Origin of the sequence: Saccharopolyspora sp. 6V (assembly GCF_020176785.1) — a bacterium.
Taxonomy (GTDB): Bacteria; Actinomycetota; Actinomycetes; order Mycobacteriales; family Pseudonocardiaceae; genus Saccharopolyspora_C; species Saccharopolyspora_C gregorii.
The window spans coordinates 1-16,662 of record NZ_JAIUKB010000180.1; the positions used below are offsets into that span (position 1 = coordinate 1).

12 protein-coding genes are annotated in these 16,662 nt (G+C 72.4%); 8 read left to right on the top strand and 4 right to left on the bottom strand.

What is annotated here, in order from left to right; all coding sequences use genetic code 11:
• The first annotated feature begins 320 nt into the window (after positions 1-320).
• From LCD35_RS27925 to LCD35_RS27935, 3 genes are all read left to right on the top strand, one after another.
• Positions 321-1,274 (top strand): NADP-dependent oxidoreductase, encoded by a 954-nt coding sequence (locus tag LCD35_RS27925; RefSeq protein ID WP_224967959.1) that lies wholly within the window; start codon positions 321-323, stop codon positions 1,272-1,274.
• 381 nt (positions 1,275-1,655) lie between these two features.
• Positions 1,656-2,819 (top strand): lactonase family protein, encoded by a 1,164-nt coding sequence (locus tag LCD35_RS27930; protein WP_224968997.1) that lies wholly within the window; start codon positions 1,656-1,658, stop codon positions 2,817-2,819.
• 912 nt (positions 2,820-3,731) lie between these two features.
• A complete protein-coding gene (locus tag LCD35_RS27935; protein WP_224968995.1) occupies positions 3,732-5,822 on the top strand; it encodes a hypothetical protein in 2,091 nt (696 codons plus the stop codon).
• 42 nt (positions 5,823-5,864) lie between these two features.
• Here LCD35_RS27935 and uvrA read toward each other — a convergent pair whose 3' ends face one another.
• A complete protein-coding gene (gene uvrA, locus LCD35_RS27940; protein ID WP_224960134.1) occupies positions 5,865-8,726 on the bottom strand; it encodes an excinuclease ABC subunit UvrA in 2,862 nt (953 codons plus the stop codon).
• Between the two features lie 461 nt (positions 8,727-9,187).
• Here uvrA and LCD35_RS27945 point away from each other — a divergent pair, with 461 nt between their 5' ends.
• Entirely contained in the window at positions 9,188-9,958 is a 771-nt protein-coding gene (locus LCD35_RS27945) for a maleylpyruvate isomerase family mycothiol-dependent enzyme (protein ID WP_224967211.1), read from the top strand.
• A gap of 32 nt (positions 9,959-9,990) precedes the next feature.
• Positions 9,991-10,668 carry an MBL fold metallo-hydrolase gene (locus LCD35_RS27950; RefSeq protein ID WP_224960130.1) on the top strand — a complete coding sequence of 226 codons (678 nt, stop codon included), beginning with the start codon at positions 9,991-9,993 and terminating at the stop codon, positions 10,666-10,668.
• Between the two features lie 74 nt (positions 10,669-10,742).
• Here LCD35_RS27950 and LCD35_RS27955 read toward each other — a convergent pair whose 3' ends face one another.
• Positions 10,743-12,161, bottom strand: coding sequence for a hypothetical protein (locus LCD35_RS27955; RefSeq protein WP_224967210.1), 1,419 nt, complete (start codon positions 12,159-12,161; stop codon positions 10,743-10,745).
• Positions 12,162-12,342: 181 nt separating this feature from the next.
• On the opposite strand from LCD35_RS27955, the gene LCD35_RS27960 reads away from it, so the two are divergent.
• A complete protein-coding gene (locus LCD35_RS27960) occupies positions 12,343-12,963 on the top strand; it encodes an L-threonylcarbamoyladenylate synthase (protein ID WP_224960126.1) in 621 nt (206 codons plus the stop codon).
• A gap of 33 nt (positions 12,964-12,996) precedes the next feature.
• Positions 12,997-13,683 carry a response regulator transcription factor gene (locus LCD35_RS27965; RefSeq protein ID WP_224960125.1) on the top strand — a complete coding sequence of 229 codons (687 nt, stop codon included), beginning with the start codon at positions 12,997-12,999 and terminating at the stop codon, positions 13,681-13,683.
• A gap of 265 nt (positions 13,684-13,948) precedes the next feature.
• Here LCD35_RS27965 and LCD35_RS27970 read toward each other — a convergent pair whose 3' ends face one another.
• Positions 13,949-14,458 carry a hypothetical protein gene (locus LCD35_RS27970; RefSeq protein WP_224978050.1) on the bottom strand — a complete coding sequence of 170 codons (510 nt, stop codon included), beginning with the start codon at positions 14,456-14,458 and terminating at the stop codon, positions 13,949-13,951.
• Between the two features lie 243 nt (positions 14,459-14,701).
• Between LCD35_RS27970 and LCD35_RS30615 the strand changes: the two genes are divergently transcribed.
• Positions 14,702-16,150 (top strand): HAMP domain-containing sensor histidine kinase, encoded by a 1,449-nt coding sequence (locus tag LCD35_RS30615; RefSeq protein ID WP_225045205.1) that lies wholly within the window; start codon positions 14,702-14,704, stop codon positions 16,148-16,150.
• 2 nt (positions 16,151-16,152) lie between these two features.
• On the opposite strand, the gene LCD35_RS27980 is transcribed toward LCD35_RS30615, so the two are convergent.
• Positions 16,153-16,518, bottom strand: a complete 366-nt coding sequence (locus tag LCD35_RS27980; protein WP_225045206.1) for a hypothetical protein — start codon at positions 16,516-16,518, stop codon at positions 16,153-16,155.
• Positions 16,519-16,662: the final 144 nt, after the last annotated feature.

Here is a 16,662-nt window from a genome sequence, read left to right on the forward strand (position 1 = left end):
TAACTAGGTCTATGGGCTGGCGTTGTAAGTGTTGGTGTTTTTTATGTGGTTCGTGGTGGTGGTGGTGGTGTTGGTGGGGGGTTATATCGTGGCAAATCAGGGTTGGCGGGGTTGCGGGGTGGGGCCTGGGGTGCGGGTGGGGGGTTTTGGGTCGGGGGGGTGGGTCCGCGGGTGTGGTGGGGGGGCGGCGGGGTACCCGGGGCCCCCCCACCTCGATGCTTCCCGCCGGGTAGCAGCAGACCTTGCGGGTGCGTACCCCTCGGCGGATAGCTTCGGCGGCGACCGGACATGACGGGAAAGGGACCATGAGCGACAAGACCATGCGCGCCATCAGCCAGGACCGGTTCGGCGGACCGGAAGTGCTGCACGAGACCACCGCGCCCCGCCCCGCGCCGCTGCCCACCGAGGTGCTGGTGCGCGTCGTGTCCGCCGGGGTCAACCCGGTGGACTGGAAGACCCGCGAGGGCGGCGGGATGGCCGGAGTTCTCGGCGAACCGCCGTTCGTGCTCGGCTGGGACGTCTCCGGCATCGTCGAGGAGATCGGCTTCGGCGTGCACACGCTGGAGGTCGGCGACGAGGTCTACGGCATGCCGTGGTTCCCACGCCGGGCCGGGGCCTACGCCGAGTACGTGACCGCGCCCGCGCGGCAGTTCACCCGCAAGCCGGTGGGCCTGGACCACGACCACTCGGCCGGGGTGCCGCTGGCCGCGCTCACGGCCTGGCAGAGCCTCGTGGACCTGGCCGGGGTCACCCGCGGGCAGCGGGTGCTGGTGCACGCCGCGTCCGGCGGGGTCGGGCACTTCGCCGTGCAGTTCGCCGCGCACGCGGGCGCGCACGTGATCGGCACGGCGAGCGCCGCCAAGCAGGACTGGGTGCGGGAGCTCGGCGCCGCCGAGGTGATCGACTACCGCGCCGCGCGGTTCGAGGAGGAGACCGGCGAGATCGACGTGGTGCTGGACCTCGTCGGCGACGGGATCGACCGGACCAGCACCCGCTCGCTGGACGTGCTCAAGCCGGGCGGGCTGCTGATCGCGGTGCCGTCCGGGGTGGCGCCGGAGCTGCTCGACCTCGCCCGGGAGCGCGGGGTGCGCGCCACCGGCTACCTGGTGGAACCGGACGGGCCCGCGCTGAGCACCATCGCCGGGCTCATCGACGACGGAACGGTGCGCACCCGGATCGACGAGGTGCTGCCGCTGGCCGAGGCGGCCGAGGCGCACCGCCGCGGCGAGCAGGGGCACGTGCACGGCAAACAAGTACTACACGTCGAGTCCTGAACTGCTGCCCCTTCCGCTGCTGCGAGGCACGGCGGGAAGCGGAACCTCAGCGGCGCCCTCGCTGCGGGATCGTTTTCACAGGTGGCTCCGCCACATGAGAAAACGCTGTCCTCGCGAGGACGCCGCTGAGAACCCGCGGGTGGTCGGCTTGCTCTGGTGGTCGGCAGCTCATCGGCTTCGCCGCCGACAAGAAACTGACACGACCCGCCGGGCGGGGTTCAAAGACGGGCAGTCAGTGATCTCCTCGCCGCGCTGTCCTCGCGATCCCGCAGCGAGCACGCCGAGTTGAAAGGCCCGGGGACGATTGGGCCATTGTGGTCTAGTCCATTGTCGAGGCATGGGGTGAGATGGGCGCCGATGCACCCGATCAAGGAGAGCACCGTGTCCGGACCTGACCACGCCCGGCAGTCGAACGGCCTGCCCGCGAACTCCCGGCCTGCGAGCGGCCTGCGCCGCCGCGGCTTCCTGGGCTTGCTCGCCGGGGCGAGCGCGCTGCCGCTGCTGCCCGCCGCCGCCTCCGCCGGTGCCCGCGCGACGTCCGAGCCGGCCACCACCACCGCTTACGTCGGCAGCATGAGCTCCACCGGCGGCCGCGGCTTCGAGGTCGCCGCCTTCGACGCCGCCACCGGGAAGCTCACCGCCACCACCGCGGTCGAGGGCGTGCCGGACGCCTCGTTCTTCGCCACCTCCGCCGACGGACGCGTCCTCTACACCACCAACGAGCTGGAGCAGGGCTCGGTCACCGCGCTCGACATCACCGACCCGGCCGCGCCCGCCGTGCTCGGCAGCACCCCCACCGGCGGCGCCGGGCCGACGCACCTCGCCGTGCACCCGGCGGGGCACCTGCTCGCGGCGAACTACACCGACGGCACCGTCTCGGTGCACCCGCTCGACGCGGACGGGCGCATCGGCGACGCCACCGACCTGGTGCGCCACGACGCCGCCGAACCGCACGCCCACCAGGTGCTCGTCGCGCCGGACGACGAGCTGGTGGTCGCCGTGGACCTCGGTGCGGACGCGGTGTTCGTGTACGCGCTGGAGGGCGGGAAGCTCGCGCAGCGGCAACGCCTCGACCTGCCCACCGGGACCGGGCCGCGCCACCTCGCCTGGCACCCGGACGGGAACCGCGCCTACCTGCTCGCCGAGCTCGCCTCGACGATCACGGTGCTCGACTGGGACGGCGCCGCCTTCACCGCCGGGCAGGTCATCGGCACCCGCGACGAAGGCGCGGCCGGGGAGAACTTCCCCGCCGAGATCGCCGTCACCGGCGACGGCGCGCACGTGTACGCCTCCAACCGGGGCGACGACGCGATCGCCGTGTTCGCGGTGCGGGAGGACGGGCTGGAGCGCGTCGGCAGCACCCCCACCGGCGGGCAGTGGCCGCGGCACTTCGCGTTCGCCCCCGACGGTGCGGCGCTGCACGTGGTGAACCAGCACTCCGGCACCATCACCCGGCTGCCCCGCGACCCCGGGACCGGCCTGCTCTCCCCCGCCGAGGAGCCCGGCGCCTTCGCCTCGGCGGTGGTGCTCGCGTTCGCGCCCTGACCGGTCGGTGGACGCCGGATCGGTCCACGGATGCGGCCGAACGAGCGAAGCCGCGCGGGCTGAGTAGCGAGAACCCGCATCCGCGCGGCGCACACCTCCCCCCGGACAGGTGAGATCGCTACTCTGAGTGGTTCGCTTCGGCGGCATCGAGGGGGTTCGCGATGAGCGAGAACAGCACCATCCCGGTCAAGGAGTTGCGCTCGGTCATCGGGTCGCGGTGGCGGCGCCCCCGCCTGCTCACCGCGGTCGGCGACCAGCCGATCTTCCACCTGGTCCGGCCGGCCCGGCCCCACGACCTGACCACCCAGCTCGGCGGTCACCTCGGCAGCGGGGTGCCGCACGTGCTGATCAGCGCGGACCAGCCGCTGCCGGAGAACGACCTGGACCGCTCGGTGCTGATGCGGGAACAGCTCCTGGACAAGGTCGCGCTCGGCCTCGGCGGGCACGACTCGCGGCGTTGGCAGGGGCGGATCCGCTTCCACCGCTACGCCCTGGCGAGTTACCTGCTGCAGCACAAGCTGGAACCGCCCGAGCCGGACGAGGTGCCGAACCGGCAGGCCCGCGACCTGCTGCGGACCTACGCGCGCAGCAGGCTGCTCCGGCTCAAGAGCCGCAGCGCGGAGCCCGACGGAGCGGGTTCGGGGGGGGGGGGGGGGGGGCGCCCCCCCCCCCCGCCGCCCCGGGCCCCGCGGGGGGGCGGGGGGGGGGGGGGGGGGGGGGGGGTGGGGGGGGCGGGGCGGGACCGCCGGGGGNNNNTACCCGCAGTGGGGCGACGCCGCCGACGCCCTGGCCGCTGGGGCGCGTCGGGAGGCGGTCGTGGGGGGGGGCCCCCCCCCCCCGGGGGGGGGGGGGGGGGCCCCCCCCCCCCCCCCCCCCCCCCCCCCCCCCCTCGCCCTGCCCTGGTACCTGGCGTTGCCGTCGCTGGTGCTGTTCTACCTCCTGCCGCCCGTGATCCAGCGCGGTGTGGTGTTGCGCAGGCCCGCGCGGTGGTTCCTGCGCCAGCACTACCTCTCGCCGCGCGAATCGGCGGACTTCGCGAGCTTCGCGCAACGGCTGCTGACCACCCCGTCGGTGCACGAGAACGCCCTCCAGGTGCGCAAGTTCCTGGTGCACGCGCTGCTAGAAGACCTCGCCGACGCCTACGCGCGCCGGGTGTGGCGGTGGCGCTGGATGCGGCGCGACAACTACCCGGTGTTGCTCCTGCAGGGCGTCACACCAGGCACCACCGGAGAACTGCTGATCCGGCTGATCAACGACGTGCGCAACGAGACCGGCGCTTGGGACCCGCTGCTGGTCGTGGCCAGCGGGACCGAGGAACTGCCGCACGACGACCCACCGGCCGAACCGCTCACGGTGCAGGGCTGGCAGCACCGGCTGCAGGAGGCCAGGCGCAAGCGCTCCCCCACCGCCTGGTACCTGCCGATCCGGGTGGAGGACCCACCGACCGATGTGGAACCGCGCCCCGCGTTCCCGCGCGGCCAGTTCCCGATCCGGACCACCCGCGCCCGGATCCTCCGCTTCGTGCCCGTGGCGATCGCGGGTGTCGTGGTGCTCGGAGCCGGAACCTGGTACCTGCACGAGTGGAACGCGCACTGCCGCACCCTGCTGCCGTGGACGGAGCCCGGCCTCAGCCGGATCGACCCGGACGGATTCGGCGGCGCGCGGGGGGAGTGCGTGGGCGTGTCGGCCGGATACATGTTCTCCCCGCCGGAGAACGCGGACGACAAGACCCGCGAGGAACTGCTCGGATTGCAGGACCGGGTCCGCGAACTCAACGCCGCGGCCGAGGAACGGCACCGCAACGAGCCCGAGCTCCCCTACCCGACCATCGTCTACTTCAGCGTCCTGACCACCTCGAATTCCGATTCGACGACGCTGGCGGCAGCGTTGGAGGAACTGCGCGGAGTCGTCGACGCCCAGAACCGGTCGCGCCTGGCCCGGCTCCCGATGCGGGTCGTCATCGCCAACGGTGGCGAGGAGATGCGCCACGGCCCCGAGGTCGCGGAGCGGATCGGAGAGCTCGCCCGCGCCGCCGAAGCGGAGAACATCGCCGCGCGGGGCGAATCGACCCGGTCCGGGACGGCCCGGGAGGCGACGTCACCCGTCGTCGGCGTCGTCGGTCTCGGCGGCAGCCGGCAGACCACCAAGGAAGCGATCTCCGTGCTCGGCAGGCACGGGCTGCCGAGCATCGGGATCACCACCTCCGAGGACCACATGTGGAAGTCGAGCAAGCTCTACTTCCAGATCGCGCCACCGAACCGCGACCAGGCCCGGGTCGTCGGTGAATACCTCCAGCACCACGTCGAGGCACGTCCGCGCCGGGTGATCATCTTCAAGGATCCCGGCGACGACTACAGCGTGAACCTCGCCGAGGACCTGCACCACGAGCTCACCGCGAACCGCGGCATCGCCGCCGACACGACCGACGATCTGGCGGAACTGGAATTCGCGTGCGGACGGGACTCGGTGGTGTTCTTCGCGGGCCGCTCCGAACAGCTCAACGAACTGCTGACCCGGGACAGGTGCGACCCCGGCAACCCCGCGCGGCTGATCGCGGGCGACGACGTCACCAAGTACGTGCTCAACCGGCGGGTGTCCAACCCCGATGCTCCCCGCCCGCAGCTCGACTACGTGTCGTTCAACAAGCTCCCGCACGCGGAACGCGCGGACGACGACGCAGACCAGGGACGTTCCGCGCTGGCCCGGGACGCGATAGACCTCCTGAGCACCGCCATCAACCAGTTCAAGGACGATCCGCTGCCGCTGACCGGGATCACCACGTGGAACGAGCTGTCGCACATCGGGGGCATGTCGCGCGCGACCACCGGCGCGATCGTGTACGACCCCACCGGGTCCGATCCGTCGAAGCGCCAGGTGCCGGTGAACAAGGCGATCACGATCGAGCACATCGACTCCGCCGGGCGGAGCAGGACGCTGCTGGTGTGCGGTGACCACCAGGCCAACGACAACAGGCCCGCCGGGTGCACCTGGCTCGGCGGCTGAGGTCCGTGGCCCCCCGGTCGAGGCCGGGTGGCACGGGTCCGCTCACCCCTCCGCGAGGATCGGGGCCAGGAAGCGGCCCGTGTAGCTCTCCTCGACTTCGGCGACTTGCTCCGGAGTCCCCTGGGCGACGAGGGTGCCGCCGCCGGAACCGCCCTCGGGGCCGAGGTCGAGCAGCCAGTCGGAGGCCTTGATGACGTCCAGGTTGTGCTCGATGACGATCACCGTGTTGCCCTTGTCCACCAGGCCGTTGACCACGCCGAGCAGCTTGCGGATGTCCTCGAAGTGCAGGCCCGTCGTCGGCTCGTCGAGGATGTAGACGGTCTGGCCGGTGGAGCGCTTCTGCAGCTCGCTGGCCAGCTTCACCCGCTGCGCCTCGCCGCCGGACAGGGTCGGCGCCGGCTGGCCGAGCCGCACGTAGCCGAGCCCGACGTCCACCAGGGTGCTCAGGTAGCGGTGGATCGACTTGATCGGCTCGAAGAACTCGGCGGCCTGCTCGATCGGCAGGTCCAGCACCTCGGCGATCGACTTGCCCTTGTAGTGCACTTCCAGGGTCTCGCGGTTGTAGCGGGCGCCCTTGCACACCTCGCACGGCACGTACACGTCCGGCAGGAAGTTCATCTCGATCTTCAGCGTGCCGTCGCCCGCGCACGCCTCGCAGCGCCCGCCCTTGACGTTGAACGAGAACCGGCCCGGCTGGTAGCCGCGGACCTTCGCCTCGGTGGTCTCGGCGAACAGCTTGCGGATGCGGTCGAACACGCCGGTGTAGGTGGCCGGGTTGGACCGCGGGGTGCGGCCGATCGCGGACTGGTCGACCTGCACGAGCTTGTCCACCAGGTCCACGCCCTTGATCCGGGTGTGCCTGCCCGGCACCTGCCGCGCGCCGTTGAGCTTGTTCGCCAGCACCGAGGCGAGGATGTCGTTGACCAGCGTGGACTTCCCGGAACCGGACACGCCGGTGACCGAGACCAGGCAGCCCAGCGGGAACGACACGTCGATCTTGCGGAGGTTGTGCTCGCGGGCGCCGACCACGGTCAGCTGCCGCTTCGGGTCCCGCTTGCGCCGCGCCGCGGGCATCGGGATGGCCTTGCGCCGGGCCAGGTAGTCGCCGGTGAGGGAGGACTCGTTGTCCAGCAGCTCCTTGTACGGGCCGCTGTGCACGACCTTCCCGCCGTGCTCGCCCGCGCCAGGGCCGATGTCGACCACCCAGTCGGCGCTGCGCACGGTGTCCTCGTCGTGCTCGACGACGATGAGCGTGTTGCCCAGGTCCCGCAGCCTGCTCAGCGTCTCCAGCAGCCGGTGGTTGTCCCGCTGGTGCAGGCCGATCGACGGCTCGTCCAGCACGTACAGCACGCCGACCAGGCCGGAACCGATCTGGGTGGCCAGCCGGATGCGCTGCGCCTCACCGCCGGAGAGGGTGCCCGCCGCGCGGGACAGCGACAGGTAGTCGAGGCCCACGTCGAGCAGGAACCCGAGCCGGGCCTGCACCTCCTTGAGCACCCGGCCCGCGATCATCTCCTCGCGGTGGCCCAGCACCAGCGAGTTCAGGAACGACGCGCACTCGCGCACGCTCAGCGCGCTCACCTCGGCGATGGACAGCTCGCCGTGCGCCGGGTTCTCCATGGTGACCGCGAGGATCTCCGGCTTCAGCCGGGTCCCGTCGCACGCGGGGCACGGCACGTCCCGCATGTAGCCCTCGTACTTCTCGCGGGCGTAGTCCGACTCGGTCTGCTCCAGGCGCCGCTCCAGGAACGGGATGACGCCCTCGTAGGAGGCGTAGTACGAGCGCTGCCGCCCGTAGCGGTTCTTGTACCGCACGTGCACCTGGTCGTCGGTGCCGTGCAGCACCGCCTTCTTCACCTTGGTGGGCAACCGGTTCCACGGGGTGTCCATCCGGAACCCGACCGATTCGGACAGCGAGGTGAGCAGCCGGGTGAAGTACTCGGCGGTGTGCCCGCCGGCCCACGGCGCGATGGCGCCCTCGCCGAGGGACAGCTCCTCGTCGGGCACCACGAGCTCCGGGTCGACCTCCTTGCGGATGCCGAGACCGGCGCACTCGGTGCAGGCGCCGTACGGGGAGTTGAACGAGAACGAGCGCGGCTCCAGCTCGTCCACGCCCAGCGGGTGGCCGTTCGGGCAGGCCAGGTTCTCGGAGAACTTCCGCTCCCGCTCCGGGGAGTCCTCGTCGACGTCGACGAACTCCAGCAGCACCAGCCCGTCGGCGAGCCGCAGCGCGGTCTCCACCGAGTCGGTGAGCCGCTGCTTCGCGTTCGCCTTGACGGTGAGCCGGTCGACCACGACGGCGATGTCGTGCTTCTCCTGCTTCTTCAGCTTCGGCGGGGACTCCAGCTGGTACACCTCGCCGTCCACCCTCGCCCGGGCGTAGCCCTGCGACTGCAGCTGCTCGAAGAGGTCGACGTACTCGCCCTTGCGGCCGCGGATGACCGGCGCCAGCACCTGGAACTTGGTGCGCTCCGGCATCGCCAGCACCTGGTCGACGATCTGCTGCGGGGTCTGCTTGCTGATCGGTTCGCCGCAGGTCGGGCAGTGCGGTTTGCCCGCGCGGGCGTACAGCAGCCGCAGGTAGTCGTAGACCTCGGTGATGGTGCCCACCGTGGAGCGCGGGTTGCGGCTGGTCGACTTCTGGTCGATGGACACCGCCGGGGACAGGCCTTCGATGAAGTCCACGTCGGGCTTGTCCATCTGCCCCAGGAACTGCCGCGCGTACGCCGACAGCGACTCCACGTAGCGGCGCTGGCCCTCGGCGAAGATGGTGTCGAAGGCCAGGCTGGACTTTCCGGAGCCGGACAGACCGGTGAACACGATCAGGCTGTCGCGCGGCAGGTCGATGTCGATCCCGCGCAGGTTGTGCTCGCGGGCGCCGCGGACGACGAGGCGGTCGGCCACTGTGATCCTTTCGGAAGTTCTCGCCGGTTCGGTGGACGCGCCCGCCGGCACCGGGCCACGGCATCGGTCACCGCAGGCCCGCGGGCGACTCGGACGGGGTTCCCCACCGCATCGCCGGGTCGTCGTGCCCGTGCGGGGTGGAGCCCCTGGTCGGCCCGGCGTGATTCGGGCGCGGGCGCAGCACCGAGGGTATCGGCGCGGCCGCGCTCAGCGGTGTTCGGACGTCGCGCGGCCATGCTATGCCGCACCCCCGACAGTTCCGCGTCGCCCCTGGTCACGCCCTGCTCAGGGGTGCAACGCGCAGCGGCGCGCAGTATTCCGGGCCGCCCCTTAGCACGCCTGTGCGCGACCATACGCAAATTCCCCCGGATTGGGCACTGTCGGGGGACGCGCCTGTACCCCTACTCTCGGGTACTCCCCTGCCGTGTCCGGAGAATTTCCTGCACACATCAAGGAATCCGATGGCTGACACCGTTCTCGGCGCCGGCGGCACCCCCGTGCCCGCCGGAGCCGCGCACTCGACCGAACAGGTCACCGCCGCCCTGTCCGCGATCGAACGCAGCACGCAGCGCCTGCTCCAGGTGAGCGAGGAGCTGGACGACGCGAGCGTGCGACGGCCCAGCCTGCTGCCGGGCTGGACCCGCGCGCACGTGCTCACCCACCTGGCCCGCAACGCCGACGGGCTGCTGAACCTGCTGATCTGGGCCAGGACCGGCGCCGAGCACCCCATGTACGCCAGCCCCGCCGACCGCGACGCCGACATCCAGGAGGGTGCGGTGCGCGGGCACCGGCTGCTGGTGGAGGACGTGGTGGCCTCGCACGGCCGGTTCGCGCACGCCGTCCGCACCCTGCCCGCCTCGGCGTGGGACGCGGAGGTCGTGGGACGCGAACCGATGCCCGCCCACCACGTGCTGCGCAAGCGGCTGCTGGAGCTGTGGGTGCACCTGGTGGACCTCGACGGCGGCGTCGGCTTCGACGAGGTCCCCGAAGCGGACGCCGAGCAGCTGCTGGAGGACGTGGTGCAGCAGTTCGGCGGCAGGCCCGACGTGCCCGCGGTGACGGTGGTGGTCGACTTCGACGACGGCCGCACCCGCACCTGGGAGCTGCGCGGCACCACCTCCCCGCCCGCCCAGGTGCGCGGGCGCCCCGGCCCGATGCTCGGCTGGCTGCTCGGCCGCACCGGTCCCGAGCCGCTGGAAGGGGACGCCCCGGCGCTGCCGGTGTGGCTGTGAGGGGCGGCGCCGCCGAGCGATACGCTTCGCACGTGGAGGCATACGAGCAGTACACCGGCCATGTCGAACCCGGCGGCGCCCCCGCCAAGCGGGTCCTGGACGCGTTGACCATCACCAAGGTGTCGGTCGGCCCGATGGACAACAACGCGTACCTGCTGACCTGCCGCGGCACCGGGGACGCGCTGCTGATCGACGCGGCGAACGATTCGGAGCGGCTCGCCGACCTGCTGGGTCACGACGACGACCGGCCGCGGCTGCGCACCATCGTCACCACCCACCAGCACGGCGACCACTGGCAGGCGCTGGGCGCGGTCGCGGGCCAGACCGGCTGCTACACGCTGGCGCACCCCGCCGACGCCGGGGAACTGCCGGTGCCGCCGGACCGCCTGGTCCAGCACGGCGACGTGGTGCCGGTCGGCGACGCCGAGCTGCAGGTCATCCACCTGCGCGGGCACACGCCCGGCTCGATCGCGCTGCTGTACCGGGACCCGGCCGGGCACCCGCACCTGTTCACCGGGGACTCGCTGTTCCCCGGCGGCGTCGGCAAGACCGGCTCGCCCGCGGACTTCACCTCGCTGCTCGACGACGTGGAGAACCGGATCTTCGCCGAGCTCCCGGACGACACCTGGTTCTACCCGGGCCACGGCGACGACTCGACCCTAGGCGAGCAGCGCCCCCACCTCGCGGAGTGGCGCGAACGCGGCTGGTGAACCGACCCGCGGAGGGGCCCGCCCGGATCTCGGGACGGCCCGCTTCGCGCAGGCGCGAACGACCGATGTGTTCCTCACCGGCCACGGTCCAGGGACACCGCGAGAACCGTGCCGTCAGACCCGACGGAGACGGCGTCGCGAGCGAACTCCTCATCGGGGATGCCGTTCCGCCAACGCTCCTCGACTCCGGGTGCCGAACGCAGGTACGAACCAAGCCGCTGACCCGCGAGCTGCTCGTACAATCCGGATTCGAGGCCGCGGTGCACCACGAACCGCCCGCCATCCGGCAGTGGAAGCACCGAGCGGGTACCCATCACGTGCAGGCCGCCGCCGAGATCAAACGCCGTGGCCGCGTCGTCGCCCGAGGCCGAGCTCTGCTCGTCGAGGCCGGTGAACCCCCCGCGTGGAGGAGGCGGCCGGTACGTGGCCGCAGTCCGGCCCGCACCCGCGAACAGCAATGCCGAGGCCGCGCCGAAACGCGCGAGCGCGTGGGAGAACCACTTCTGGCTCGCCTGCGGGATTTTGAGGACCCTCGCTTCTGCAGGAAAGGACGTATCGGACTCCTCGACATCGACAGGAAGTGTCCGGTCGAACAGGGCCAGCTCGTCGACGGCGTCGTCCTGCTGTTCGGATCCCGGCCGTTCGGACGTGAACGGTTCCGGAACCTCGCCGAGTTCCTCGTTCAACTCGCGTTCCAGCTCGTCGGCGCTACCCGACCACAGCTCGTCCTCTCCCGGAGGGTCGAGCACGTGCACGGTGATGCCGGACTGCCGCAGACACGACGCGACCATGAGTGACGGCAGGCAACCGCGACCAGCGATCTCCACCGACCGGACCTGCACGCACGCCTTCGCCAGTTGATCGACCGCGAGCGACTCGTTGCCGTGATTGCCCTTGCACTCCAGGACTACGATCTTGACCGCGCCACCGTTGCGCGGGTGGCCGATCAGGAAGTAGTCCGGGCGCACTCGGACACCGCTCGCCTGGCGCACCACCCCCACTCCGGGAATCCCCGAGCGGAGCGCGACGTCGGCATCCACTGCCTGAAAGTCCAATCCAGGATACTGCTCGCTCAGCACATGCCGAGCGACGAACAACGCCAGCCCGATACCCAGGTATTCGGATTGGGCGACCTTGTGGTGGTGCACAACGGAACTGGCCGCCGTGGCCGACAACGTCATGCGCCCGCGGTGCGGGGCGAGGGTCGCGCAGTAGCGGAGCTGCGCCCACAGCCTCGCCGCGTCAGCGAAGACCGGATCGTCGAAGAAGGTGGTCGCGACCCCGACCTCCCGCAGAACGTGGACCGGGGCGGTGGGCAGCACGTCCGGGACTGTCACCGGAACGGGCCACTTGCGGTACCGGAAGATCTGCTTCTGCTCTTTCCGCTCGAAGCGAAGCGCCGCCCGATTCACCTTGTCGACCAGTTCCCGCGATGAGACCAGAGTCAGATTCCCCGAGATGCCGAGCGCACGCATCACCGCACCGAAATCCATGAATCCCCGTCCTCCCCGATCAGATGGGACGCTACGACGGCTCGCACAACACCAACAAGATCCGCTACGGACGACCACCGATCTGGCGGCCGCTCGATCAGAGCAGTCCGATGCCCCGCCGATCCGGGTCTCATCGCGGCCCGCCCTGTCGGACGGCGGCCGGTGATCCTAGGCTCGGTGGATGGCGAGGTACTACGACGTGCACCCGGACAACCCGCAGCGCCGCACGCTCGGCCAGGCGGTCGACCTCATCCGGTCCGGCGGGGTGATCGCGTATCCCACCGACTCCTGCTTCGCCCTCGGGACCGGGCTGGACAACAAGGACGGCGTGGAGCGGATCAAGACCATCCGCAAGCTCGACGACCGGCACCACTTCACGCTGGTGTGCGAGAACTTCGCGCAGCTGGGCCAGTTCGTGCACATCGACAACTCGGTGTTCCGGGCGATCAAGGCCAGCACTCCCGGCAGCTACACCTTCATCCTCCCCGCCACCAAGGAGGTGCCGCGGCGGTTGATGCACCCGAAGAAGAAGACGGTCGGCATCCGCATCCCGCAGCACGTCACCGCGCAGGCGCTGCTGGCGCAGCTCGGCGAACCGCTGCTGTCGAGCACGCTGCTGCTGCCCGACGAGGAGGAGCCGCTCACCCAGGGCTGGGACATCAAGGAACGGCTGGACCACGAGGTGGACGCGGTGCTGGACTCCGGCGACTGCGGCACCGAACCGACCACGGTCGTCGACTTCTCCAGCGGCGAAGCGGAGGTCGTGCGGTACGGCGCGGGGGACCCCGAGCGGTTCGAGTGAACCGGCGTCCGGCGGGCTGGCATGCTGATCGGCATGCGGGTGCTCGTCGTCGAAGATGAACGTCGTGTGGCGGAGGCGCTGCGCACGGGGCTGGAAGCCGAGGGCTGGGCGGTGGACGTCACCGGCGACGGTCTCGATGCGCTGCGGCTCGCCGCCGACACCGAGTACGCGGCGATCCTGCTGGACATCATGCTGCCCGGCCTCAACGGCTACCGGGTGTGCGAGCGGCTGCGCGCGGCGGAGGACTGGACGCCGATCATCATGCTCACCGCGAAGGACGGGGAGTACGACGAGGCGGACGCGCTGGACTCGGGCGCCGACGACTACGTGACGAAGCCGTTCTCGTACGTGGTGCTGCTGGCCCGGCTGCGCAACGCGATCCGGCGCCGCGCCACGGCCCGGCCGCCGCTGCTGCGCGTCGGGGACCTGGTGCTGGACCCGGCGCGGCGCAGCTGCGCTCGCGGCGACCAGGACATCTCGTTGACCAGCAAGGAATTCGCGGTGCTGGAGCTGCTGGCGCGCGGCGGCGGGCAGGTGGTGTCCAAGCGGCGGTTGCTGGAGAGCGGCTGGGACTTCGCCGCCGATCCGGACGTGAACCTGGTCGAGGTGCACATCAGCGCGCTGCGCCGCAAGATCGACAACCCGTTCGGGCGGCGCAGCATCCGGACCGTGCGCGGCCACGGCTACCGGCTCGTGCCGGACGGCGGCGCCGAGGGCTGACCGGGCACCTCCGACGCACGGCGGGGGGGGGGGGGGGGGGGGGGGGGGGGGGGGGGGGGGGGGCCGCGGCGCCCCCCCCCCGCGCCCGGGCCGCCCCCCCGCCCCCGCCGCCCCCCCCCCCGCCCCCCGCCCCCCCCGCCGGCCCCCCCCGCCCCCCCGGCCCCCCGCCCCCCCCCCCCCCCCCCCCCCCCCCCCCCCCCCCCCCCCCCCCCGGCCCGGGACCGTCCTCCCGGGAACCGCTCCCGGCCGCGACGGCCGGCCCTGATCAGCCGATCGGGGCGACGCCCGGCGCGGGCACCGGGATGCCCGGCGCGTCCGAGGGGACACCGGGGCGGCCCGGCTCGGTCGGCAGCGGCGGGATCGTGTCGCCCGGCGCGGGCACGGTCTCGGAGGGCGGGCCGTCCGGGATGCACGGGACGGTGTCATCGGCCTGCGCGGCCGCGACTCCCTCCACCGGCGGGACACCCGGCTCACCCGACGGGATGCACTCGATCGGCGCGGGCACGCCCTCGGAAGGCGGGCCGCCCGGGATGCACGGCACGGTGTCGTCCGCCCCGCGGTCCTGGCTCGGTGCCACGCCCGGCGCACCGGACGGAACGCCCTCGACTGGGGGCACGCCCGGCTCGCCTGCGGGGATGCATTCGATGGGCTCGCCCTGCACCGGGGCGGGGACCGGTGTCGCGGAGGCCGCGAAGGCCGTGCCCGCGCCGCCGAGTCCGAGCACCAGGGCACCGGCCGCGAGGGCGGCGGCCCGAACGATTCGCGTCTGTCGCATCTGTGGAGAACTCCTCTGGTCCGGTTCGCCGCGGGGTGTTCCCGCGACGAGGACCACGGTGCCCGGGCCCGCTGAAGCGGAGCTGAAGCAACCTGAAGATCGCTTCAGCTGCGGGTGTCATGCTGAGCCGCATGCGGGGCCTCATCGACCAGGACCACCGCGGCGCGCGCACGCCGCGCACCGGACGCGGACCGCGGCAGCGGCCCGCCGCGAACGGGTCGCGCACCCGGGCCGGGGGCACCCGTGCGTGACCCGCTGCGGCTGCGGCGCCTGTCGATCCGCGCCCGCACCACCCTCACCGCCACCGGCATCGTCGCGCTGGCCACGGTCGCCATCGGGTTGTCGCTCATCGGCTACCTGCACGGCAGGCTCACCGAGGAGCTCGACGCCGCGCTGAACGAGCAGCTGAGCACCGCGCGGGAGGCCGTGCTGGCCGGGGTGGAGCTCCCGGTGCGCACCGACGACGTCACCGTGCGGGCGATACCGGCGGGCGCCGAATCGGCCCTCCCGATCCCGGAACCCGGCCAGGCGCCCGCCCCCGGGCCGCCGATGAGCCCGCTCGACCCGGCCGACCCGGAACCCGGCGAACCGGTGAGCCCGCAGGACGACCCGCGGCCCCGGCCCGTGGAACCGCTGGACCCACCCGCGACAGGAGTCCGGTCGGACCTGCCCGGCGACATCTCGCACTCCGGCGAGGAACCGATCGCGCCGCTGCGCACCGCGCAGGCCACTGTGGACACACCCGCCGGTGCCCAGACGCTGATCGCCAGCGCCTCCACCCGATCCGTGCAGCGCGCCACCGAGGCGGCCACGACCGGGCTGCTGTTCGGGATGCCGGTGCTGCTGGCCGTCGTCGCCGCGCTGACCTGGTTCAGCACCCGCCGAGCGCTGCGCCCGGTGGAGGCGATCCGGCACGAGTTCACCCGGCTGTCCGCGCACGACCTGCGCGGGCGCATGCCGGTTCCGGCGAGCGGCGACGAGATCGCGCGGCTGGCGCTCACCCTCAACGACACCCTGGACCGGTTGGACGACTCGGTGCGCAGGCAGCGGCAGTTCGTCGCCGACGCCTCCCACGAACTGCGCAGCCCGCTGGCCGCCCTGCGCACCCCGCTGGAAGTGGCACAAGCCCACCCGCAACGGGCCGACTGGCCCAGCATCGCCGAAGGCACCCTCGACGACCTGGACCGCCTGGAGCGGCTCACCTCCGACCTGCTGGCACTGGCCCGCATCGACGGCATGCCGCACACCCCCGGCGAAGCACTGGACCTCGGCTCGCTCACCGCCGACACCCTGGAACGCAGGCCCCCGACCCACCTGCACCGGCACGCCGAGATCGAACCGGGCGTCGTCGTCGACGGGCACCGCACCCACCTGTCGCGGCTGATCACCAACCTGCTCGACAACGCCGAAACCCATGCCGAGCAGCGGCTGTCGCTGAGCCTGCGCGTCGAGGACGGGCGGGCGCGGCTCGACGTCCTCGACGACGGCCCCGGAGTGCCCGCCGAATCCCGCGAGCACGTCTTCGAACGCTTCGCCCGCCTCGACACCGCCCGCGCCCGCGAACGCGGCGGCGCGGGCCTCGGCCTGGCCCTCGCCCGCGAGATCGCCCACCTGCACGACGGCACCCTCGCCATCACCGACTCCGACCGAGGAGCCCGCTTCACCGCGACCTTCCCGCTGGCGCAGCCCTGACGTCAGCCCGAGCCGGTGGACTTCGCGGCGTCGGCCTCCGCCTCGTAGTGCCGCGCGAACAGCGCCGAACCGTCCGCGAAATCGATGCGGAGGAACGCGGCCCGGGGGATGTTCCGCCCCATCGGCGCGAACCGCACGCCCCGCACCTGCGAGACCGGCACCTCGAAGTACGAATGCGGGTGTTTCGCGTCCTTCAGCGCGGCGATACCCTCCGCCGCCTGCTGCACTTGAGCGGCGGCGGAGCGGACCTTGCCGAACCAGCCACTCGAGGCGCTGGGCTGCTCCGGTCGACGAGACCCGACCTTGCTCTGCTCCACGATCACCGCGAGCCGTTCCGAACTCAGCACCAGGAACGCCTCCCCCGCCACCTCGGTCAGGTGATCACCGAAGCGGATCGCGTCCTGGCCGGGGGGGGGGGCGGCCCCCCCCCCCCCCCGGGGGGGGGGGGGGGGCCCCCCCCCCGCCCCCGAAGGGGCCCGCGGGTGTTACGGTGGGGCGCGCCGGGCCCCCGG

What these genes read in the sequence shown, in the direction of transcription:
- LCD35_RS27925 (WP_224967959.1), top strand. Translation starts at nt 321, where the DNA reads ATGCGCGCCATCAGCCAGGACCGGTTCGGCGGACCGGAAGTGCTGCAC.
- LCD35_RS27945 (WP_224967211.1), top strand. Translation starts at nt 9,188, where the DNA reads ATGGCTGACACCGTTCTCGGCGCCGGCGGCACCCCCGTGCCCGCCGGA.
- LCD35_RS27970 (WP_224978050.1), bottom strand. Translation starts at nt 14,458, where the DNA reads ATGCGACAGACGCGAATCGTTCGGGCCGCCGCCCTCGCGGCCGGTGCC.
- LCD35_RS27965 (WP_224960125.1), top strand. Translation starts at nt 12,997, where the DNA reads ATGCGGGTGCTCGTCGTCGAAGATGAACGTCGTGTGGCGGAGGCGCTG.
- LCD35_RS27960 (WP_224960126.1), top strand. Translation starts at nt 12,343, where the DNA reads ATGGCGAGGTACTACGACGTGCACCCGGACAACCCGCAGCGCCGCACG.
- LCD35_RS27955 (WP_224967210.1), bottom strand. Translation starts at nt 12,161, where the DNA reads ATGGATTTCGGTGCGGTGATGCGTGCGCTCGGCATCTCGGGGAATCTG.